The following is a 20647-nucleotide window of genomic DNA, read 5'->3' on the forward strand; positions in this document are numbered from 1 at the left end:
GTTAGAACACCCCGATACGCGAGGCGACTTCCTGGGCGTCGTCGTCCTCGGAGAGTTTGACGGTTGCTTTCTTCTTCCCGTTCATCGTCATCTGTGTGTTGACGCTATCGACCGAGACCTCGAAGCGTCGCTCGACTTCCTCCCGGATCTCGGGTTTGGTGGCGTCGGGGTTGGCGACGAACTGGAGCTTGTTCTCGAAGTCCATGTCGTTCATCGCCTTTTCGGTCACGAGCGGGTGGTCGATCGCTCCGCTCATCGGTCGGCCACCTCCTCGAGTGCGCTCTCGGTCCAAACGGTCAGCCGTCCGGGCTGGGTGCCCGGCGCAAGATCCTCCGCGTTGACCTCCGCGGCCGTCGTGACGTCCGCGCCGGCGAGGTTCCGGGCCGCACGGGACGGGCCGGACTCACTGGAGGTGACGAAGAGGATCGACTTGGGCTGTTTGTACTTGCGTCCGCGGGTCTTTCCGCGACCCGAGCGCACGCTGCGACCCTCGTCGGCTCGCTCGACGTCGTCGGCGAGACCGGCGGCCTCGAGGAACTCGACGACCTCCTTGGTCTTCTGGAGGTCCTCGAACTCGTCGCTGACGACGATCGGTGCCTCGACGTCCGCGTCGAACTCGTGGCCACGGTCGGCGACGAGCTCGGCGTCGGTCGTCGCGGCGATGGCGCTGCGGACGGCCAGCTTCTTCTCTTTCGTGTTGATCGATTCGGTCCAGTCCTTCTCGGCTTTCGGCGGGTGTCCCTTTCGTCCCTTGACGGTCTGGGGAACGCGTCGAGCGCGTCCGTTCTGTCGGGGGACGTGGGCCATCCCACGGCCGCTACCGAACGATTCGGCCGGCGTTCGAAGGCCGGCGAACTCGTCGGCGCCGTAGTCCTGTTTTCGGTTGGCCTGGGCGGCGCGAACGGCACGGGCGATCAGGTCCGGGCGGTACTGCGTCTCGAAGACCGCCGGGAGCTCGATCGTGTCCGCGTCCGAGCCGTCCAGGTTGCGTACTGTTGCGTCCATATGTTATCCCTGGTTGGATGCGGTGGAGACGAACCGGACCTCGGGATCGAGGCGCGGCTGGTCTCCGGGTCGGATCGCCGGGCGGAAGCGTACGAGACGCTTGTTCGGCCCGGGGAGCGAGCCCTTGATCAACGCGTGCGGTCCGTCGACCTCGCCGTAGTTGACGAAGCCGCCGTCGACCGTCGCGTCGGCGCCGTCGCCGATGTCGACGAGGCGCTTGTTCAGTTCCGTCCGCTGGTGATATCCGGTCTGTCCCTGCTGGGGGACCGTCGAGCGGACGCGGGAGGGGTTCCAGGGGCCGAGGTTGCCGATGCGACGGCGCCAGCCCTGCCGGGCGTGTTTGCCCTTGCGTTTCTGGACGCCCCATCGCTTGACGGGACCCTGGGTCCCTTTCCCTTTCGTGACGCCGCTCGCGTCGACGTACTCGCCGGCGCGGAACGTGTCGTTCATGACGTGTTCCCCGCCGTCGGCGATCAGCTCGAGCGCGAAGTCGACGCGCTCGTCGACCGAGCCGCCGCCGACGCGCGTCTCCATCACGTCCGGTTTCTTCTTCGGTACCGATGGTACCGCCGAAGGCACCGTGTGCGTGATGACGCGAACGTCGTCGACGCGGCCGTCCTCGAGCAGCTCTCGAAGCTCGTCTTCGGCCGTGTCGGCGTCGTAGTCGTCACCGGGAAGGTCCAGAACGCGGTCGAGTTCGGGAACGAACTCGTCGGTCCAGACCTCGGTGATCGGTTTCTTTCCGTACGGTGTGTCCTCGTACGCACGCAGGGCGACCGCGCGCATCGGCGGCGTCTCCACGATCGTGACGGGGACGGTCTCCTCCATCCCCTCGGTCGGCGAGTTCGCTTCGTCGTCGACCATCACGACGTGGGTCATGCCGGCCTTGTAGCCCGCGAAACCCTGGAGCGTCGGCTGTCCGTCGTCGTCCGGCCACGAGTTAAAGCGCGGAACCTCCGAAGAGGCGCGCTGTCGTGGGCCGAACCCGAGTGAGCCTTTGCGTGGTGAATTTGGTTGTGGCATTCTATCACTCTCTGAGAGTGAGGGATGCGAGCGTGGCGAACAGAGCCTCTTCCGTTCGCACCACGTCGCTTCCCTGGTCCGGAACCGTATTCAGCCAGAGGTCGAACCCCGGATCGATGGGTTCGACTCCGTCACCGTCGACGCCGTCCCAGTTGGACAGCGCGTCGACGGCCTCCTCGTCCATTCCGAGGATGTCCGGCAGCCCTCTCTCGGGTGCCCCGAAGACGACGGTCATCCCGTCGCGCTCGCGGCGTCCGGCCAGCGTCCCCAGCCGCCCGACGGTGAGTTCTGCACCGAATCGGGAGGCTGCGATGCGGACGCCGGCGTCCTCACGGCCGAGTGCTGCCTGGAGGTCCGTCCGCTCGACGTCGAGCCCCGGAAGGGGCTCGTCCTCGAGTTTCGCCCGGACCGGTCGTCGCGAAGAGATCCTGACGGTCACGCGCTCCCCCTCCTCGAGCTCCATACCGGGAGGCACGTTGAGGGAGATCGGGTGTTGCAAGCCGCAATTGACCCGCACGCGTTGATCAGGTCCGACCTCGGTCACGATTCCTTGTCTTGACGACCCCGAACCGTTCGATTCGGAGCCGGTCTGTGACACGGCGCGGAGCGGGGGCAGGATGCCCGCGTACTCGAGTTCGTCGCGCATCCCCCAGGCCTCGTTTCGGAGGTAGGGGGGCGTCGTCGCGTACCGCAAGACGGTGTCGACGAACTCGCCGCCGAATCGCCCGCGTTCGCCCTCCCGATCGGGGAAGACGACGAGCCGATCCGCCCGGAACACGGTCGCCGCGCGGGCGACGTATCCGAGCTTGCGAGTTGCCTCGCGTTTGTCCTCGGCTTCGCGGGTGAGCGACGACGGCACGAGCACGCTAACGGTCATGCCCACGCTTCGGCGCCGCGTCACTAGACTGTAGCGATGTCTTGCCGACAAAGTCTTAAAAGGGTAGCGGATTCGATTCCGGCTGTGAACGGCTCACAGGTGGGAAATCGACGCATACGGGTCTTCGGGGCATACTGTCACGAGTGACGACCCGTTTTCCGCGCGAGCGCGTCCTCGAGACCGTGAGACGGTCACTACGCGATGGAGAGCGGTCGACGAATGGTACGCCTGGACGAGTCACACATCCCTCGATTCGCAATCCTTATACAGCTACCAGAGATAGGTGAGAGTGCAACAGGGCGCTGGTAGTGTAGTGGTATCACGTGACCTTGCCATGGTCACAACCTGGGTTCAAATCCCAGCCAGCGCATTTTCACTGAACAACAACGACGAGCGTCGCGTGGCGCTACGCGCCACGGTATTGCGAACGGCGAAGCCGTGAGCGAAGCGAGTCGGCTGTTCAGTGAAAATCGCACTAGATTTGAACGAGAGAAGTCGCAGCGCCGAGCGAAGCGAGGCGACCGTCTTCGCGTTGTTCAAATCCCAGCCAGCGCACGACACCGACGAACGCCTCGAGTCGCTCGAACAACTCGAGCATCCTACCGAAGCGATCCAGGTCGCTGCCGATTACCGGGATGGGGTCGGGCGGTCAGATCCGGGCTCGAGTCGAGCGATTCGTAACCCTTATCAATTCACTCGAGAGACGTGAAATTGCAACAGGGCGCTGGTAGTGTAGTGGTATCACGTGACCTTGCCATGGTCACAACCTGGGTTCAAATCCCAGCCAGCGCACTTCTCCGACTACAACACCGCGAGCACTGCGTAGCAGTGCGAGTATTCGTAGTCGGAGAAATCGTTCTTGGATTTGAATCAGGCCAGTCGCGCGCAGCGCAGCGAGCACGTCTGGCCGTGGTTCAAATCCCAGCCAGCGCACTTCTACGGCGAACAACTTCGACGAGCACCGCGTAGCGTGTGCTCGTCAACCCGTGAGCCGTGAAGTCGCCCTGAATTTGAACGAGAGAAGTCGCAGCGCCGAGCGAAGCGAGGCGACCGCCTTCGCGTTGTTCAAATCCCAGCCAGCACACGGCTTCCAGAAACGCCTCGAGGACCCCGAACCCCCTCCCTCGAGAACCCCGCGCTTTCACGACCGAGTCCTCCGTTCCGAATTTCTGGAAACCGTTCGTCCTCGAGTCGCACGGTTCGACGGCGAGTTGCCAACCGTCGATTGGCGCGAGTAACTCGAGATGAACCGCAGTCGCGCTCCCCGCCGACGTGAAACCACTGGCGGGCTTTAAGTCGGCTCGTGGCGGCGTCGAACCCGGGATGATCGGACCAGACGACGAGCGAACGAGAGAGCTGGGTGTCGAGTTCGGACCGCTCGCTCGCGAACTCGAGGAGCATCAGTATCCGGCGACGAGCGACGAACTGGCCGAGCGCTACGGCGACGCGGTACTGGGACTCCCGAACGGCGAGCAGACGCTGCGCGAGCTGTTCGAGCTGGTCCCCGACGAGCGCTTCGAGTCCGCGGCGGACGCGCGGGTCGCGATCTTCAACACCGTCGGCGATCGGGCGATCGGACGGAAGGGGTACAGCGACCGAACCCCGCCGGCGCTGGGCGAGCGCGAGGAGTGGCCCCACGAGTCGTTCTGACTCGAAGTCAGGGCGTTACAAGCGCGGTCGTCGAGCGAATCCAACCGCGACGTATCGACGCCGTTCGCCGAAGCGATCAACGCCCACGACTGTCGGTTCCGAGAAGCGTTTCCGACTGCGAGTAGCTTTTATACTCCGGGACGATACCCACCAGCGAACAGCCGAACGAACAGGTTCCCATGCAAACTGAGTCCACATCAAGAGACGAGAGCGGCGAACTCCAGTATGAACAGGGCGACGACCGCTACGTCTTCCACTACGACGACGACGACACGGCGACGCTAACCGCGACGATCGTCCACGCGCTCGCGTCGATCGCGGACACGGACGTTTCCCAGGGGGAGTTCTCGCTGTACGACAGCATCGATCCCGACGCCCTCGATCGGATCTTCCGGCCGAAGGCCGACGGCACCGAGCGCACCGGCGGCCACATCGCCTTCACGGCCCTCGAGCACGAGGTGTACGTCTACGCCAACGGCGACATCGTCATCTACCCGCCCGCCGAAACCCGTCGGCCGGGACCGCGTCGATAACCTCCCCTCGAGTTCGTCGGCTGCTTTTTTCGAGCCCGAGAGTACGTCCAGCGTCGTCTGCAGGGATCGAATTTACGGGCCGCAGTGCGGACAGTGTCGAGTATGACCGTTGTTGCACTACTCAGCGTCGCACCGGTAACCGAACAGAGCATGGCCGACGAGGTCGCGAAGGCCGTCGAGGCCCTCGAGGAGTACGACGTCGGCTACGAGACGAACCCGATGGGAACGGTGATCGAGGCCGACTCGACCGACGAGCTGTTCGCGGCGGCCCAGGCGGCCCACGAGGCCGTCGACGGCGACCGGGTGAGCACCGTGTTGAAGATCGACGACAAGCGAACCCGCGACGCCGCCGCCTCGGAGAAGGTCGAGGCCGTCGAGGAGGCGCTCGGCCGTCCCGCGTCGAGCGACCGATAGTACGGTCAGCTCGGGACGACCATTACCGGATGGTTCGTCTCGAGTAGCACCGACTGGGCGACGCTTCCGAACACCGCTTTACCGACGGGCGACCGACGGCGAGCGCTGAGGACGACCAGGTCCGCATCGAAGCGTTCGGCCGCGTCGAGGATCGCCGGCTCGGGACGGCCGGTCGCCGCGTGGACGTCGGTCTCGACCCCCGCCTCCCGCAGCGCCGTAGCGATTCTCGAGACCGTCTCCGGGAGCCCCTTGAGCTCCGTTAGCTCCTCCTCGAGCGTGCCGACGGCGACGTCGTCGATATCCTCGGCTGAGAAGTCGAGTTCCTCCCGCGCGTGGAGTACGTCGACGGCGATCGATTCGTTCCCCGCGGCCAGCTCGCGGACGGCCTCGAGCTGTGCGTCGACCCGGTCGCCATCGCCGTCGACCGGAACCAGAACCGTGTACATGCTCGAACCGACTGCGGGGACGCATATCAAACCACGAGTCGGTAGCCGGCGGCCGGCCGACCAATGCGGAAGACCGAACTGTCCCGAGTCGCGACCGGGAGTATGGAACAGACGACCATCGACGTACGCGGGATGTCCTGTGGCGGCTGCGAGGAGAACGTCACCGACGCCCTCGAGGCGCTCGAGGGCGTGTCGTCGGCCACCGCGAACCACGAGGCCAACGAGGTTCGCGTCGAACACGACGAGGGAACGACCGTCGACGCGATCGGGAGCGCGATCGAGGACGCGGGGTACGAGGCCGACGCCTGAGACGGTTCGTCGTAACGACAGACAGCAGCCAGTGTGGATTCCCGCGACGACGGTCGAGGGACCGAACTGACAAACTGTTTTACGCCAGACGCTAGAGGGAGGGTATGGAGAGTCTCAACCGGATGGCGATCGAGCTGGTCGACGAAGCCCTCGACTACGCCGAGGAGCTGAACATCGGCGGGTTCGACCTCGAGAACGAGGCGACCGTGCTCGACTTCGGCGTCGAGTTCGACGGTGGGGTCGAGGCGGGACTGCTGCTGACGGAGATCCAGACTGCGGGGATGGCGACGCCGAGCCACCTGCTTGGCGAGGTCGACGGCACCTCGATCCCCTACGTCGAGCTGACGTCCGACCAGCCCGCGCTCTCGCTGCTGTGTTCGCAGAAGGCCGGCTGGGAGCTCGCGACCGAGGACTTCGAGGGGCTCGGCAGCGGCCCCGCACGCGCGCTTGTCGCGCGCGAAGAGGAGTTTCGACGGGTCGGCTACACCGACGCGTTCGATCTGACCGCGCTGGCCGTCGAGAGCGACGAGCTGCCGCCGGCGTCGGCCGCCGAACAGGTCGCCGAACTCGCGGAGGTCGAACCGAGCAGCGTCTTCCTGCTCGCCTACCGGACGGCGAGTCTCGCGGGCAGCATCACGTCCGCGGCGCGGGCGGCCGAGCTCGCGACCTACCGGTTGACGGAGCTCGGGTACGACCCGAACGATATCGTCTCCGCGACAGGGCGGGCACCGGTCGCGCCGATCGCGGGCGACGAACAGACCGCGATCGCCCGGACGAACGACGCGCTGGCCTACGGCGGCCGGGCCCACCTGACGGTCCGGAAGGACGACGACGTCTTCGACTCGATTCCCTCGACGGCCGCGGACGCACACGGCCGTCCGTTCGCCGAGGTGTTCGACGATCTCGACTGGCAGTTCGAGGAGGTTCCCGCGGATCTGTTCGCGCCCGCGGCGGTCACCGTCGACGTCCTCGGCGGGCCGACCTACAGCCACGGCGAGACCGACGAGGAGCTCCTCGCGGAGTCCTTCGGCCTGTAGGCCGGTCCGAGGGTCACCGGCGATCGACCGATTTTTCTCCCGATCGCGCCTTCCGACGATCGATGAGCGATTCGATCGACACCGTTCTTTTCGATCTCGACGATACCCTCTGTCGGTATCGCCGTGGCGCCGACGAGGTGCTTGAGCTCGCGTTCGAGCGCGCGGGCGTCGGCCCCGTTTTCGAGCCGACGACCTACTACGCTCGGTACCGCGAGTACCTGGAGCGGGCCGACGGTTTCGCCGACTTCCACGAGCGGTGTTTCGGCGATCTGGCCGTCGACGCGGGCCACGATCGCGCGGACGGCATCGCGGTCGCCCGCGAGTTCCGCGAGGAACGCGACCAGCGCAACGTCGAGGCGCTACCGGGAGCGGCGGCGACGCTGGAGGCGCTGGCCGACGAGTACGCGCTGGGGCTGATTACGAACGGGCTGTCAGCGATGCAACGACAGAAACTCGAGGCGACCGGACTCGATCGCGCGTTCGAGACGACCGTGTTCGCGGGCGAGGACACCGCGCCGAAACCCGATCCCGAGCCGTTCTCGGTCGCTCTCGACGAACTCGGCTCGAGCCCGGAGCGGGCGGTGTACGTCGGGAACTCCCTCTCGTCCGACGTCGCCGGCGCTCGAGCCGCGGGGCTCGATTCGGTGTGGGTTCCTCGAGGAACGAAAACAACGAATCCGGAGCCACGGCCAAGCTACGTCCTCGAGTCGCTGGCCGAACTGCAGTCCCCGCCCTGGCGGTAACGCTGCTGCTTGCGACCGGCGCGAGGCCGACTAGTCCGCCGGACGGACGTCGGTGACGGTACCGACGCCCTTGCTTCGTCCCTCCCGGAAGACGAACTTCTGGCCCTCCTCGATCAGGTACGGACGGAACTTGAACCGGACCGTGGTTTCGCCGGTGTCGCCCGGCAGCAGCCGTCCGTTCTCGGGCGAGAAGGAGGCGGCCTCGCCGATCGTCTCGAGGTGGACGACCGGTTCGTAGCCGTCGCCGATTCTGGTGGGATGGTTCAACACCATCACCTCGGCCTCGAACTCGCGGACCGGATCGGGGTCGGCCTCGCGGGGGAGCAACACCATTCCGCGCTCGATCGCGCTCTCCTTGACGCCCTTGAGCGCGATCCCGACGATCCGGCCGGCGCTGGCCTGGTCGACGCGGTGGTAGTGCATCTCGATCGAGCGGACCTCCACCTCCTGGAAGCGCCCGTCGGGCATCGGCCCGAGCAGGAGTTCGTCGCCGGCCTCGACCTCGCCGGACATGACGGTGCCGGACGCCACGGCGCCGACGCCGGTGACGGAGTAGCTCCGGTCGACGTACATCCGGAACTCCCCGGCGTCCTGGGAAGTCTTCGGCAGTCGGTCGAACAGCTCGTCGAGCGTGTCGAGCCCGTCCATCGTGATCGCGCTGGTCGTCACGATCGGGACGACGCGCTCGCTGATCTCCTCTACGGCGGCGTCGACGCCGTGGCGAGCGACCCGCAGCGGCGACTTGTCGACGTCCCGGAGGAGCCGTTCGACCTCGCGTTCGACCTCCTCGCACCGCTCGTCGGAGACGGCGTCGGTCTTCGTGATCGCGACGATCGTCGGCAGCTCCGTCGCCAGCAGGACGCCGAGGTGTTCGCGGGTCGTCTGGGTCGGTCCGTCGTCGGCGGCGACGACGAGCAGCCCGTAGTCGAGTTTCTGGCCGACGAGCCCGCGGATCGTCGTTCGCAGCCAGGGCTCGTGCCCGACGGTGTCGACGAACGAGACGAGTCGATCGGCCTCCTCGACGACCTTCGCGCGGTCGGCCTTGCGGTCTGGGTTGCGAACGTGGACCGGACCGTCGTCGTCGAAGCCGTAGACGGCGTAGGAGAGATCCGCCGAGAGGCCGCGCTCGACCTCGTGGGGCTGGACGTCGAGGTACGCACGGGTCGCGCCGTCGCCGTCGTCGGCGGTGCCGGTGACGAGCGATCCGACCAGCGTGCTCTTGCCGTGGTCGACGTGGCCGGCCGTTCCGACGACGAGGTGTTCGTCGTCGGTCTCGAGGATCGATCCGTCCCGAACCTGCGCGACGCCGACGAGCCCATCCTCGACGCCCCAGGTCTGGACGTCGTCAATATGGGCGTCGGCCTCCTCGGCGAGCAGGGAGAGGACGTCCATCGATTCGGAGAAGGTGTCGTGGCCGATGCCGGCGAGCCCGCCGTCGTCGGTGACGCCGACGACGTACGTCGCCTCGCCGTCACCCGACAGCAGGCGATGTCGAAGCTGCGCGGCCAGACTCTCCCGGCGTCCGCCCTCGAGGTGGACGTCCCGGAGGAGCCGCTCCTTGAACTCGACGCTTCCGCCGTCCTGTTCGCCACGGTCCAGGGCCCGTTCGAGGAGGACCCGGTCACGGCTCATGAGAGGGGGTAGCTGGCGAGCCGATAAAAACTTCCCGGCGGAGAGACGTGTTAGCACGGGACTCTGTTGGTCGACGGGCGCGCGGCCGACGGCGGGCCCGTTTCGTCGGTCACAATAGCTGATTAACCCCGCCCGCGGGTCGGTAACAGTCGTCTACTCTCGATCGGGCGTGCCACCTGTTCCGGAACAACGACTATCGATCCGGGCGTAGTTAACCGACTAATAGCTATTCCTCGTGAAGCGGTATCGTTCGACGCGATGTCCTCGAACAACGATACGTTACGGACGTTCCTCGCGGAGCACCCACGACTGATCGGCGCCCTGTTCGCGGCCTGTCTCCTGCTCTCGCAGGTCGGAACGGCCGCGGCGGACGTCGGAATCGCCGGCAACGGCGGCGGCACCTGGTAGGCCGTCCTTACTCGGCGAACCGATCGTCCGTCGACCAGTACCATTCTTCGCCCCAACGAACCGGGATCTCCGCCAGCCTGAGGAACCGCGAGACCGCCCCATCGGAGACCACTATCGGCGGGAGTTCGGTGCCCGCGAGGAAGTGTCGGTCGACGCCGTCGATGTAGGGGACGTACTGGGCGCCGGGTCCGCTATCGACGTGGTGAAGCTCGAGTCGAAGCCGGCGCTCGCCGTCCCCGATCGGTTCGACTCGGGCGGTGTTCGGGACCCCACTGCCGGCCTGACCGACGGTAACGCTCCCGTCGCCGACGACGGTGTACTGGTTGCCGACGAGGCGCTGACTGCGGGCGATCGAGGTCGCGTCCCGGATCGAGAATCCGTTGTTCAACAGCCGCGCGACGAGCCGGCCGACGGCGATCGCGTCCCGGTTGCCGACGTCGCTGAGCGTGACGACGCCGCCGACGCCGCCCCGTTCGATCACACGAACGCCGACGTCGTACGAGCGACAGCCGTTGATCAGGAAGGCGTCGACGCCGACGTCGACCAGCGTTCCCGCCTCGAGCGACCCGTCCGAGCAAACGAACGCGCCGTTCTCGACGTGGCCGGCGTAGTGGAGGAAGTCGATGTCGGTCGCGAACAGCTCCCGGAGCTCCTCGGCGGAGACGGATCTGTGTACCGTCACCTCGAACGGGAGCTTCTCGCGTTCCCCGTAGAGGGCGCCGTCGGTCGTATCGAACTCCGCGACCATCTCGGGGTCGTTGCAGACGATCGCTACCTCGACGGCGTCGCCCGAGGACGAGCGCTCGAGCCCGTTCTCGAAGGCGCTTCGCAGGAGCTTGGTCGCGCCGATCGGGACGCCCTCGCCCAGCCACGCCTGGCCGAAGGCGTCGGTCGACGGCGGGGAGACGTACGAAAACTCCGCCCCGCGGTCGACTCCCGCGCGAGAACGCGTAAACTCGTCTATCGCGAGCGCTGTCGGCGGGGTCGGGTCGGTCCCGGACCGGTCCTCGGGTGCCGGTCGCACGATCGACAGTACGTCGGCGAGGTACGGAAGCACGGTCGCGTTCTCCGGCTCGGCCGTCGCGTGCGTAACGAGGTTCCACCGCGGCAGGAGGTCCGCGATCGAGTCGTACGGAATCGAGAGGACGGGTTCGAGCCGGTCGGCGAGCTCGGCCTCGTACAGTTCGCCGAGTGCGAGATCGAATCGCTCCTCGAACCGGTCGCGCTCGTGGAGATCGACCCGATAGAGCCCCTCCGTCCGGGCCACGCAGTCGACGAAGAACACCTGCTCGAGCGCGCGTTCGATCGCTCGGACGACGGACTCGGTCGTCTCCCCGAGCGGATAGACGAATCCGCCCTCGGTTTCGATCCGCGGGTCTGTCCCTGTCTCGACCGTCGCCGCGAGATAGTACGCAAGTGGGCTGGCGGCGTAGATCGCCGACCGATCCGGGGGGACGACGAGGCGGACGCCCGAGTCGGGCGTGTCGACTGCCGACGGAATTCGAACCGCCGATCCCAGCTCCAGTCGGGGCGGGTGGCCCCGAAGCGACGGCAGCGAGCGATCGCAGCTGTGGGTCTTCAACGCCGAGCCGAACGTCGAGACGGCACGCGCCAGGTCCGCCGGCTCGGCCGTCGTTGTAACCGTGGCGGCGGGACGTTCGTGTCGCGACCGCGCCCCGAGACGCACCGTCGTCGACTCGCCGAAGTCGAACGCCAGCCGGTCGTCAGCCGACGCGATCGTCACCGGACTTCGGACGCGAACGTAGAGCTGGATCGGCGCCATCAGCTCGAGGACGTACTCTCCCTCGGGGAGCCGTTCGTAGGCACAGGAGTCGGTCTCGAGCAACATCTCGCCGGTCGGGTCGCGGACGTACACGGGGACGACGTACGGAAACACCAGTTCGGAAGTCGTCAGCTCGACGGCGCCGTCGACGGGGCGGGAGAATCCGGAGGGTTCGATCGACCGGGGCGAGACCGGGTCGTCAGTTCGGAACGGACACTGTCTGTTCTCGATCGGATCGACGACGGTGAGCCCGGCGCCGTCGTCGAACGGCTGGAATCGCGGATCGGCGGTCATCGCTCGCCGGATCGGGCGAGTCCGATCCAGTCGGTCGTATACCCGCTTTCGTGGAGGTGCCAGCGCTGCTGGGGACCGCAGTCGCCGACGCGAAGTTCGACGGTTGCGTCGAACAGCGACTCGAGGGCGTCGACGAGGGGCTCGTCGCGGTCGACCGGCAACACGTAGTGGCCGAGTCCCGAGACGTCCCGGACCGCCTCGCAGATCGGCTCGAGGAGGGCGACGGTGCCGTCGGTCCCGTGCTCGTCGAGCATCGGCCGCAGCGAGTCGATACAGAGCCGGAGGTCTCCGGGTTCGGAGAGGGGTGTCTCGGTTCCGAACGCGCGGATCCGTGCATCGACCGCCCCCTCGAGTTCGTCGAGATCGGTGGGTTCGTCGACGACGGCGACCGCGTCGGTGACGGGCGTTCCCGTCGACGCGACCGAACGTGCGGTCATCGCGTAGTCGACGATCTGTGCCGACGCGATATCGGTCGGCGCCAGTCGATCGGAGACGACCCGTCGGTCGCGATCGAGCAGCGCGAAGAGGTGACGGCGGTGTCGGTCGGGATCGCCGAGGAGGTTCGCGCTGGCGACGTCGACGAGGTCGTCGGGGACGCCGCCGGCGATCAGCACGTTCCCGCCCGTTCGCTTCAGCCGTCCGAGCGTGGAGCCGACGCTGACCGTCCCACCGGGGTCGACGACGACGTCGTGGCCGAGCACCGAGAACAAGACCGTCGCGCCGGGGCGCGAGATCCCGTTCTCCCGCTGCTGGCTGAGGCGGGCCAGTGCGTCCGGATCGATCACGTCTTCGATCGCCGTCCGTACTCGGTCTCGGTCCCGGCTGGATCGACTCGCGATGGCCGACGCGATGCGTACTACGACGGCTCGCTCGCCGGGTTCCGCGACGATCGAGACGTGAGTCCACTCGTCGATGGCGGAGACGTCGGTCTCGTCCGGGTTCGTGAGTTCGATCACTCCGTCGGCGGTCGCCCGAATCCGGCGGTTCGCGTACCGGAAGACGACGGTCGGCCACGGACTGTTCGGATCGTCGGCTTCGAGCAGTCGGTCGAGCGCGTCGACGTCTACCGTCTCGTTCAGCGGCGGTAACTCGAGGGGGGACCGATCGGTTCCGTCCGCGACCCGTTCGACGATCGAGATACTCGGACGAGACTGGATCCCGACGGCTGTTTCGTCTCTCCCGTCGACTTCGGCCTCGTTCCGGGATCGGTCGTTCGTCATCCGTCACCCGGTACGACGGTCGCTTAGGAAAAGCTCGCGGATGTTATGCAACTTCTGAGAATAAGACCAAGCCAGGAATGGACAAATTTATTTAATTTTCCCGGCTAGTTTTTGTATTGATTTCGTACGTTCCGGCGTAACAGCTCTCTAGCAAGTTTATTAGCGTCGATCAATATCGGACAGATATATGGTTGACTATCGTTCGGAAGACCGGGAGGACCACGCTACGACGGCCGACTCGGGTGTCGAACTACCCGCCGTCGGCGAGCAGCGATCGTCGGTGGACGAGTCCCTCTCGCTTCTCAGTAACCGGCGACGCCGCGACGTACTCTACTGCCTTTCCGAAACGGAGGTCGCGAGCATCGAGTCGCTGGCAACGGCGATCGCCGCTCGCGAGCTATCGGTCCCTGCCGAACGGGTTTCTCCCGACGATCGGGAGCAGCTACTGATCGACCTCTATCACACCCACCTCCCGAAGCTGGCGGATCGGGGACTGATCGAGTACGATCAGCGAAGCGGAACCGTCAGATGGTCCACGGTCAGCGACGAACTCGAGGCGCTGCTCGAGCGCTGCTACGAACTCGAGATCGGAAGCGCGTGATCGACGGTCGCCGTCTGTCGGGACCGGATCGGTCGAGTGGGCGTTGCCGGGTTCCCTTTCAAGCCGCTCGAGTCCGTACGATCTATCATGAGCATCAGTGGCCTCTGCCAGATCTGTGAGTCGGAGCCGGCTCAGGAGCGGTGTGCCAACTGCGGGACGCTCACGTGTAAAAAACACTACGAGCCGGGACCGGGGCTGTGTACCGACTGCGTGGCTCAGGGCCAGCCCGACCGTCAGTCCGACGACGTCGACGTCCACCGGTTCTGAGATGGCAGGTACCCGCCGATGACGTCGATCCGCGACCTGCTGGGCGACTCCCTCGCCGTCGGCGAGCGGTTCCGCCTCGAACTCGAGCAGCGAGACGGGACTCTCGTCGCCGCGCACCCTCACGACGCCAGTCCGATGGACGTCGCCGTCGTCGAGGGGCTCGGGAAACTCGGGGAGCAGCCGCCTCGAGAGCCCGTCGAGGTCGAGATCGTCGGCCGGGTGGTCGACGGCATGGTCGCGGGACGGGTCGTCTCGACGGCTTGCGGGGACGGCGACACCGCCGGTCGAACCGAGTAGAGTCGACGCGAGACGGATCAGGCGTCGCGGTACCGGTTCAGTCGTTTCTTGAGCCGTTTTGCCGCCTGTCCGCTGGCGTTGGCAAAGCCTTCGCCACGATCCTCGCCCGCGAAGATGATCTCCCTCGAGGAGTTGACCAGCCCGACGCCGTCGGTGAGCCCATACTCGACGGCGGCCTCGGCATCCCCGCCCTGGGCACCGATCCCCGGGACGAGGAAGGGGAGGTCGGGTACCTGCTCGCGCAGGTCCTCGAGCTCTTCGGGCTTCGTCGCGCCGACCACGAGCCCGACGTTGTCGTTCTCGTTCCAGAGGTCCGCGAGCGCGGCCACGCGCTCGTAGACGGCCTCACCGCTCGCGAGCTCGAGGTCCTGGAGGTCCTCACCGCCCGGGTTCGACGTGCGACAGAGGACGAACACTCCCGCCTCCTCGTCGGCCAGAAACGGCTGGAGCGAGTCCCGACCCATGTAGGGGTTCACCGTGATCGCGTCCGCGCGCTCGAGCAATTCGGCGTACTGCCGGGTCGTGTTTCCGATGTCGGCTCGCTTGGCGTCGAGCAGGACGGGAACGCCCTTTCCGTGGGCGTAGGCGATCGTCTCCTCTAAGGCGCGCCAGCCGTCGGGATCCTCGTAGAACGCCGCGTTCGGCTTGAACACGGCCGCGTGTTCGTGCGTGGCGTCGATGATCCGCCGGTTGAACGCCCACCGCGGGAGGTCGTGTTCGGCGAGGTGGTCGGGGATCCTCGAGGGGTCGGGATCGAGTCCGACCGAGACGACGCTGTCGACCGTTCGGATTCGGTCATGCAGGCGGTCGAAGAAGTTCATGCTCGATCCTGGTCCGGGCCGGTCGAAAAGATTGCCATCCTCGAGAGCGACCGCCGAGAAAGGATCGCCGGGCGAAAACAACTCTAAACCCTCGGTAGATTTCCCCGATCGTGAGAATCGAGTTCCCTGTATATGACGGTGGGTGGCCTACGGTAAACTGTAAAGGTGACCGATAATGTCTACAACGACTCGAAACCGGCTCGAAAGCCGATACGGGGGGATCGACCTTGTCGGCGAACCCCACGCGCTCAGCGCGTGGTTCGTCGTCGCACTACGGGCCGTCATGGGGGGGATGATGCTGTTCGCCGGCCTCGGCAAGTTCGCGTTCGTCAGCGGCGAGGCGTTCGACGCCAGCGGCTTCCTGGTCCAGGGCGTCGACCCCGCAAGTCCCGTCAGCGGGCTGTACGCCGCGATGGCGGGTAACGCAATGTTGCTCGAGGTCATCAACGTCGTGGTCCCGGTTACGCAGGTGCTGATCGGCGTGGCGCTGATCGCGGGCGCGTTCGTCCGGCTGGCCGCCCTGGGGGGAGCCATCCAGATGAGTATGTTCTACCTCGGCGGCTGGGAGGGCGCCTGGCTCGCAGCGTTCGACTACACCCTGATCTACGCCGTCGTCTTCCTGGCCATCGCGGCCTTCGGCGCCGGCCGGATCCTCGGGCTGGACCGCTACATCATGCGGATCCAGGTCGGCGGCGAGGCGCTCGTCGAGCGCTTCCCCAAGCTCCGGTACGTCCTGAGCTAAACTCCTCTTCTGCCGTTACGTTTCCAGTATTTCGACGAGGTTTTCCTCCGGATCCCGCAGAAAACAGATCGACGTCCCGCTCGCGGTGGTCCGAGGCTCGCTGATCGTCGGCACGTCCTCGGGGAGGTTGGCGTAGAACGCCTCGAGGTCCCCGACTGCGAGCCCGACGTGGGTCGCGCCGGGCTCGTTGAGCTCCGGCGTCGGTCGGGGGTCGGCTTCGGGGTCGTACTCGACGAGCTCGAGGCGGACGCCGTTCGCGTCGAGGTGGACGAAGTCGGCACCCGCGCCGTCGACGCCGACGGCGTCGGCAAAGGCCTCGCCCCCGACCGAGAACCGGTCGAGGACCTCGAGTCCGAGGACGTCGCGGTAGAACTGGAGCGTCTCCTCGAGATCGTCGACGGTGACGCCGACGTGGTGTGCGCTGAGTTCCGTCATGGTGTCGTTCGTGCGATCGACTCCCAAAAGCGCTTCCGTTCTCCGGTTCGGCCAGCGTTATGGTTCCCTGTGACAATATCGGCCTATGACACGCGTCGCGCTCATCGCCCACGACGAGAAGAAATCGGACCTGATCGAATTCGCACAGAATCACGAGGACCAGCTCCAGGAGTACGAGCTGATCGCGACCGGAACCACCGGAAAGCGACTGATGGAGGAGGCGGATCTCGAAATCGAACGCAAGCAGTCGGGTCCGCTCGGCGGCGACCTGATGATCGGCTCGGAGGTCGCCGAGGGCAGACTCGACGGGATCATCTTCCTGCGCGATCCGCTTCGTGCCCAGCCCCACGAGCCCGACATCTCGGCGCTGTTGCGGATCTGTGACGTCCACGACACGGCGATCGCGACGAACGTCACCTCGGCGGAGTTCCTCATCGAGGGACTCGCCGAGTAGCCGCGGTCGATTCCGGTCGTCCAGGACCGATCGTCTGCGGACTGGATCGCCCGCAGGCTGATTGCGCGGTCGGAACGCAATACATAAAACCGGACTGTGCAAACACAGAGACGACCTGGCCCGAAATGAGTGAGATCGCGCTCGCTGCCGACTTCGCTATCATCATCGTCGTCGCCACAGCTGTCGGGTTGATCGCCCGGCAGACGGGCCAGCCGACGATCATCGCCTACATTCTGACCGGAATCATCCTCGGTCCGGTGATGTTCGACGTCGTCACCGACGAGGGGCTCGTCGATCTGATGGCCGAACTCGGGCTCGGCTTTCTGCTGTTCTTGCTGGGGATGAAGATGCGTTTCGAGGACATTCGGGAGATCCTCCGTCCGATCACGAACGTCGCGATCGGACAGACGGTGCTCCAGACCGCACTCGCGTTCCTGGTCGCGCTCGTCCTCGGCTTCGACACGACCGAGGTGCTCGTCATCGCGCTGGCGACCGTCTTCGGCGCGACGCCGATCATCGTCAAGGTCCTCACCGACAAGGACGAGATCACGTCGCTACCCGGCAAGATCGACGTCGGCGTGCTCATCGTTCAGGACATCTATCTCGTCGTCGTGCTGGCGCTTTTCAGCGCCGACTCGCTCGACAACGCGGGCGAGATCGCCACGACGCTCGCCGTGATCTTCGTCATGATGGGCTTTATCGGCCTGTTCTCGATCGCTTCCTCGCGCTACCTCCTGCCGCGGGTCTTCCGGCGGATCGCCAACAACAAGGACGTCTTCCTGATCGTCGCGATCGCCTGGGCGTTTCTGTTTATCGCGATCGCGGAAGGGTTCGATCTCTCCGTCGAGGTCGGCGCGTTCCTGGCGGGGATCAGCCTCGCACAGCTCCCCTACAGTAAGGAGCTCGAGGACCGGATTACGCCGATTACCGACTTCTTCATCCTCGTGTTCTTCGCGAGCATCGGGCTCCAGATCGAGGGTGTCGGCGCCCTGCTGGCCTACTGGCAGGAGGCGATCATCGCGTCGATCGTCTTGATGGTCGGCAACTTCTGGATCATGTTCTACCTCATCGACCGCGAGGGGTTCAGCGTCGAGACCTCGTTCCTGGGCTCGATCAACATGGTCCAGGTCAGCGAGTTCTCGCTCGTCGTCGGCGCACTCGCCTTTACGCAGGGGTACATCGGATCGGACGTACTGGGCTACCTGAGCCTGATGGCGCTGCTGACGATGAGCGTCTCCACGTACATCATCTCGTACAACCACACGATCTACCGCTGGGTGAAGCCGTGGTTCAGTCGGTTCGAGTCCGAGGAGAAGATCGACACCGACCTTGCGGAGTACAAGAACCACGCCATCGCGATCGGCTACGACGAGGTCACCGAGCGAGCGCTTCCAGTTCTCGAGGAGCGGTACGGAACCGTCGTCGTCATCGACCGCAAGACCGAACACATCGACGAGATCGAGCAGGAGGGGCGCTACGACCACATCTTCGGCGACTTCCGCCACGGCGAAGTCCGAAAGGCGGCGAACTTGAAGAACGCCAGCTTCGTCCTGAGCTCGAGCGTTCAGGTCGACGTCAACAAGGCCGTCCTCGACGAAGCGCCGGACGACACGGCGGTGTTCGTCGAGGCCGAGCGGATCGACGACGCTCGCGAGCTCTACGATCGCGGCGCGGCGTACGTCATCATGAGCACGTACCTGACCGCCGAGAAGCTGAGCGAGTTCCTCGAGCAGTACGTCACCGACCGAGCAGCCTTCATGGACGCCATCGAGCAAGACATCGAGCGGATTCGACGCGAGGGGCGTATCGAAGCGGACGAACTACGACCGGAATCGGCGCGAGCCGAGAGCGGAGGTGAGACCGATGGCTGAGCTGGTCATCGCCCTCTCGGTCGTCTTCGTTACCGCCGGGATCCTGTTGCTGTTCGCGAACCACTTCGGGCTCTCGCCGATCCCGTTTTACATCATCGCGGGCCTGATCGTCGGCTTCGCGGGCGAGATGGGAGTGGTCACGATCGAACAGACCGATCTCGTCGAACTCGCCCAGTGGGGAATCGCCTTCCTGGTGTTCGTCTTCGGTATCCGCGTCGAGTTCGACGCGCTCCGATCCGTTATCAGGGACGGCGAGGGGGCGGCGATCACGCTGTTGGTCGTCGTCGCGCCGATCGCGTTCGGCATCGGCTACCTCTTCGGCGAGTGGTTCGGCTTCGCCGATCCCGTCAGAAACGCGATCTACTTCAGCGCCGCGGCGACCCTGAGCTCGACGATCGTCGGCGCCGGACTGCTCGAGACGGAGATCCGCGACAACCTCGTCCACGGACGGCTCGCCAACTCGATCCACTTCTTCGACGACCTCGTCGCGATCGGGCTCATCCTGATCCTCTCGGCCGAGGCGTTTACCGCGGACGTCGTTACGTCACAGATCGGGTACGGCGTCCTGTTTCTGATCGCGGCGCTGCTCATCTATCGCCACGGGTTCCCGCTCCTGATTCGGCTGGCCGATGGCGTCGAGGAACTCATCCTGATGGGGAGCATCTCGATTCTCATCGGCTTTATCGCCGCCGCGGAGTACGTCGGTATCTCGATCGTCGTCGGCGCGTTCGCGGCCGGGATCGCCGTCCGCAGCGAGGGCGCCGAGTCGCTCGGCGTTCGAAACGGGATCAGCTCGATCAGGGACTTCTTCGTCGCCATTTTCTTCGTCACCGTGGGCGCGCTCGTCCAGTTTCCCACCGTGGAGATGGCGACCATCGCGCTCGCGCTCGTCGGTCTCGTGCTCGTCGTCAATCCGATCGTCCTCATGCTCGCCTTTACGTACGAAGGGTACGACGCCCGCACGGGCTATCTCGCCAGCTCGAGCCTGAACCAGGTCAGCGAGCTTTCACTCGTTATCGCGATCCAGGCGCTGCTTCTCGGAACCATCGCCCCGACCCTGTTCGACGCGATCATCCTCGCCGCGGCGGTCACGATGATCCTCACCTCGGCCGCCAGACGGTACGAGGACGCCGTGTACGAGCGGGTCGTCAACCGGTTCGTCGGCAGGCGCCAGACCAGAAAGATCGACGAGCGCAGCTACGTCAGAGACGGGCTCGAGGATCACATCGTTCTGGTCGGCTACGGACGCCAGGGCCGGTGGCTCGTCGAGACGTTCGAACGGATCGACGCGGAGTACGTCGTCATCGAGAACGACCCGGTCATCTGGGACGACCTCCGCGCCGAGTGTCGCAACTACGTGCTCGGTGACGCGATGGCTCGGTACCCCTGGCAGAAAGCGAACGTCGACGCGGCGTCGCTCGTCGTCTCGACCGTCGAGCACCGGCCCGTCTCGGAGGCGATCCTCGAGCAGGCGGACTGCGATACGATCCTCCGGGCCGAAACCTCGCGGGAGGGTCGCGAACTGCTCGACGAGGGAGCGACGTTCGTCAACGTTCCGAACGTCCTCGCGGCGGATCAACTCGTCGAGACCGTCGAGACGGTGGTCGCGGACGAGCGCTCGCGGGAGACGCTCCGAGAACAACACCGGGACACCCTCGCCACGCTCGAACGCTACGGGTTCGCCACACAATTCGGCGACGGCTGAAACGGTTTACTGGAACGGGTTCTCGGAGCGGTCGCGTGACTGTTACGATCGCTCCGGAACCGTCGTACAGGGGGGTCCGC

At 65.7% G+C, this 20647-nt stretch carries 24 protein-coding genes and 2 tRNA genes; 16 read left to right on the forward strand and 10 right to left on the reverse strand.

The annotated features are described in order from the left end of the window. Position 1: 1 nt before the first annotated feature. From C491_RS18810 to C491_RS18825, 4 genes are read right to left on the reverse strand one after another with little or no spacing between them, the layout of a single operon-like run. Positions 2-256 (reverse strand): 50S ribosomal protein L23, encoded by a 255-nt coding sequence (locus C491_RS18810; RefSeq protein WP_005559266.1) that lies wholly within the window; start codon positions 254-256, stop codon positions 2-4. Then, positions 253-1005 carry a 50S ribosomal protein L4 gene (gene rpl4p, locus C491_RS18815; protein ID WP_005559267.1) on the reverse strand — a complete coding sequence of 251 codons (753 nt, stop codon included), beginning with the start codon at positions 1003-1005 and terminating at the stop codon, positions 253-255. Before rpl4p ends, C491_RS18810 begins: the two co-directional genes overlap by 4 nt. Before the next feature lie 3 nt (positions 1006-1008). Further along, positions 1009-2028, reverse strand: coding sequence for a 50S ribosomal protein L3 (locus C491_RS18820; RefSeq protein ID WP_005559268.1), 1020 nt, complete (start codon positions 2026-2028; stop codon positions 1009-1011). 4 nt (positions 2029-2032) lie between these two features. After that, positions 2033-2905 carry a putative RNA uridine N3 methyltransferase gene (locus C491_RS18825; protein ID WP_005559269.1) on the reverse strand — a complete coding sequence of 291 codons (873 nt, stop codon included), beginning with the start codon at positions 2903-2905 and terminating at the stop codon, positions 2033-2035. A gap of 299 nt (positions 2906-3204) precedes the next feature. On the opposite strand from C491_RS18825, the gene C491_RS18830 reads away from it, so the two are divergent. From C491_RS18830 to C491_RS18855, 5 genes are all read left to right on the forward strand, one after another. After that, positions 3205-3275 (forward strand) — tRNA-Gly (locus tag C491_RS18830). Positions 3276-3626: 351 nt separating this feature from the next. Beyond that, positions 3627-3697 (forward strand) — tRNA-Gly (locus C491_RS18835). Between the two features lie 531 nt (positions 3698-4228). Further along, complete coding sequence (locus C491_RS18845) at positions 4229-4555, forward strand: DUF5789 family protein (protein WP_005559273.1); 327 nt, start codon at positions 4229-4231, stop codon at positions 4553-4555. A gap of 179 nt (positions 4556-4734) precedes the next feature. Next, entirely contained in the window at positions 4735-5088 is a 354-nt protein-coding gene (locus tag C491_RS18850; RefSeq protein ID WP_005559274.1) for a HalOD1 output domain-containing protein, read from the forward strand. Between the two features lie 102 nt (positions 5089-5190). Continuing rightward, entirely contained in the window at positions 5191-5502 is a 312-nt protein-coding gene (locus C491_RS18855) for an MTH1187 family thiamine-binding protein (protein ID WP_005559275.1), read from the forward strand. A 5-nt stretch (positions 5503-5507) separates the two neighbouring features. Here C491_RS18855 and C491_RS18860 read toward each other — a convergent pair whose 3' ends face one another. Then, positions 5508-5948 carry a universal stress protein gene (locus C491_RS18860; protein ID WP_005559276.1) on the reverse strand — a complete coding sequence of 147 codons (441 nt, stop codon included), beginning with the start codon at positions 5946-5948 and terminating at the stop codon, positions 5508-5510. A gap of 102 nt (positions 5949-6050) precedes the next feature. Here C491_RS18860 and C491_RS18865 point away from each other — a divergent pair, with 102 nt between their 5' ends. The 3 genes from C491_RS18865 (at position 6051) to C491_RS18875 (ending at position 8037) form a co-directional block, all read left to right on the forward strand. Then, entirely contained in the window at positions 6051-6257 is a 207-nt protein-coding gene (locus C491_RS18865; protein ID WP_049892374.1) for a heavy-metal-associated domain-containing protein, read from the forward strand. A gap of 104 nt (positions 6258-6361) precedes the next feature. Further along, entirely contained in the window at positions 6362-7294 is a 933-nt protein-coding gene (mch, locus tag C491_RS18870) for a methenyltetrahydromethanopterin cyclohydrolase (protein WP_005559278.1), read from the forward strand. Between the two features lie 62 nt (positions 7295-7356). Then, positions 7357-8037 carry an HAD family hydrolase gene (locus C491_RS18875; protein WP_005559279.1) on the forward strand — a complete coding sequence of 227 codons (681 nt, stop codon included), beginning with the start codon at positions 7357-7359 and terminating at the stop codon, positions 8035-8037. 30 nt (positions 8038-8067) lie between these two features. Here C491_RS18875 and C491_RS18880 read toward each other — a convergent pair whose 3' ends face one another. Then, a complete protein-coding gene (locus C491_RS18880) occupies positions 8068-9669 on the reverse strand; it encodes a GTPBP1 family GTP-binding protein (protein ID WP_005559280.1) in 1602 nt (533 codons plus the stop codon). Positions 9670-9927: 258 nt separating this feature from the next. Between C491_RS18880 and C491_RS23430 the strand changes: the two genes are divergently transcribed. Then, positions 9928-10077, forward strand: coding sequence for a DUF7503 family protein (locus C491_RS23430; RefSeq protein WP_169331751.1), 150 nt, complete (start codon positions 9928-9930; stop codon positions 10075-10077). A gap of 7 nt (positions 10078-10084) precedes the next feature. Here the strand turns inward: C491_RS23430 and C491_RS18885 are convergent, their stop codons facing one another. Both C491_RS18885 and C491_RS18890 read right to left on the reverse strand, forming a co-directional pair. Continuing rightward, the gene (locus C491_RS18885; protein WP_005559281.1) at positions 10085-12154 is read right to left on the reverse strand and encodes a hypothetical protein; all 2070 of its coding nucleotides are present in this window, start codon (positions 12152-12154) and stop codon (positions 10085-10087) included. Further along, entirely contained in the window at positions 12151-13374 is a 1224-nt protein-coding gene (locus tag C491_RS18890) for a DUF7504 family protein (RefSeq protein ID WP_005559282.1), read from the reverse strand. The genes C491_RS18885 and C491_RS18890 overlap by 4 nt, the downstream gene beginning before the upstream one ends. A gap of 187 nt (positions 13375-13561) precedes the next feature. On the opposite strand from C491_RS18890, the gene C491_RS18895 reads away from it, so the two are divergent. From C491_RS18895 to C491_RS18905, 3 genes are all read left to right on the forward strand, one after another. Beyond that, positions 13562-13975 carry a DUF7344 domain-containing protein gene (locus tag C491_RS18895; protein ID WP_005559283.1) on the forward strand — a complete coding sequence of 138 codons (414 nt, stop codon included), beginning with the start codon at positions 13562-13564 and terminating at the stop codon, positions 13973-13975. A gap of 87 nt (positions 13976-14062) precedes the next feature. Next, the gene (locus C491_RS18900; RefSeq protein ID WP_005559285.1) at positions 14063-14242 is read left to right on the forward strand and encodes a hypothetical protein; all 180 of its coding nucleotides are present in this window, start codon (positions 14063-14065) and stop codon (positions 14240-14242) included. 18 nt (positions 14243-14260) lie between these two features. Next, the gene (locus C491_RS18905; protein ID WP_005559287.1) at positions 14261-14539 is read left to right on the forward strand and encodes a hypothetical protein; all 279 of its coding nucleotides are present in this window, start codon (positions 14261-14263) and stop codon (positions 14537-14539) included. 17 nt (positions 14540-14556) lie between these two features. Here C491_RS18905 and pyrF read toward each other — a convergent pair whose 3' ends face one another. Beyond that, positions 14557-15360 carry an orotidine-5'-phosphate decarboxylase gene (gene pyrF, locus C491_RS18910; RefSeq protein ID WP_005559289.1) on the reverse strand — a complete coding sequence of 268 codons (804 nt, stop codon included), beginning with the start codon at positions 15358-15360 and terminating at the stop codon, positions 14557-14559. 175 nt (positions 15361-15535) lie between these two features. Between pyrF and C491_RS18915 the strand changes: the two genes are divergently transcribed. Continuing rightward, on the forward strand, positions 15536-16102 hold the full coding sequence (locus C491_RS18915) for a DoxX family protein (RefSeq protein WP_005559290.1): 567 nt from the start codon (positions 15536-15538) through the stop codon (positions 16100-16102). A 15-nt stretch (positions 16103-16117) separates the two neighbouring features. Here the strand turns inward: C491_RS18915 and C491_RS18920 are convergent, their stop codons facing one another. Further along, positions 16118-16537, reverse strand: coding sequence for a VOC family protein (locus C491_RS18920; protein ID WP_005559291.1), 420 nt, complete (start codon positions 16535-16537; stop codon positions 16118-16120). 85 nt (positions 16538-16622) lie between these two features. On the opposite strand from C491_RS18920, the gene C491_RS18925 reads away from it, so the two are divergent. The 3 genes from C491_RS18925 (at position 16623) to C491_RS18935 (ending at position 20567) form a co-directional block, all read left to right on the forward strand. Beyond that, positions 16623-16991 (forward strand): methylglyoxal synthase, encoded by a 369-nt coding sequence (locus tag C491_RS18925; protein ID WP_005559292.1) that lies wholly within the window; start codon positions 16623-16625, stop codon positions 16989-16991. A 125-nt stretch (positions 16992-17116) separates the two neighbouring features. Next, on the forward strand, positions 17117-18862 hold the full coding sequence (locus C491_RS18930) for a cation:proton antiporter (protein WP_005559293.1): 1746 nt from the start codon (positions 17117-17119) through the stop codon (positions 18860-18862). Next, entirely contained in the window at positions 18855-20567 is a 1713-nt protein-coding gene (locus tag C491_RS18935; RefSeq protein WP_005559294.1) for a cation:proton antiporter, read from the forward strand. Before C491_RS18930 ends, C491_RS18935 begins: the two co-directional genes overlap by 8 nt. Positions 20568-20647 lie beyond the last annotated feature (80 nt).

The organism is Natronococcus amylolyticus DSM 10524 (genome assembly GCF_000337675.1).
In the GTDB taxonomy this organism is placed as follows: Archaea; Halobacteriota; Halobacteria; order Halobacteriales; family Natrialbaceae; genus Natronococcus; species Natronococcus amylolyticus.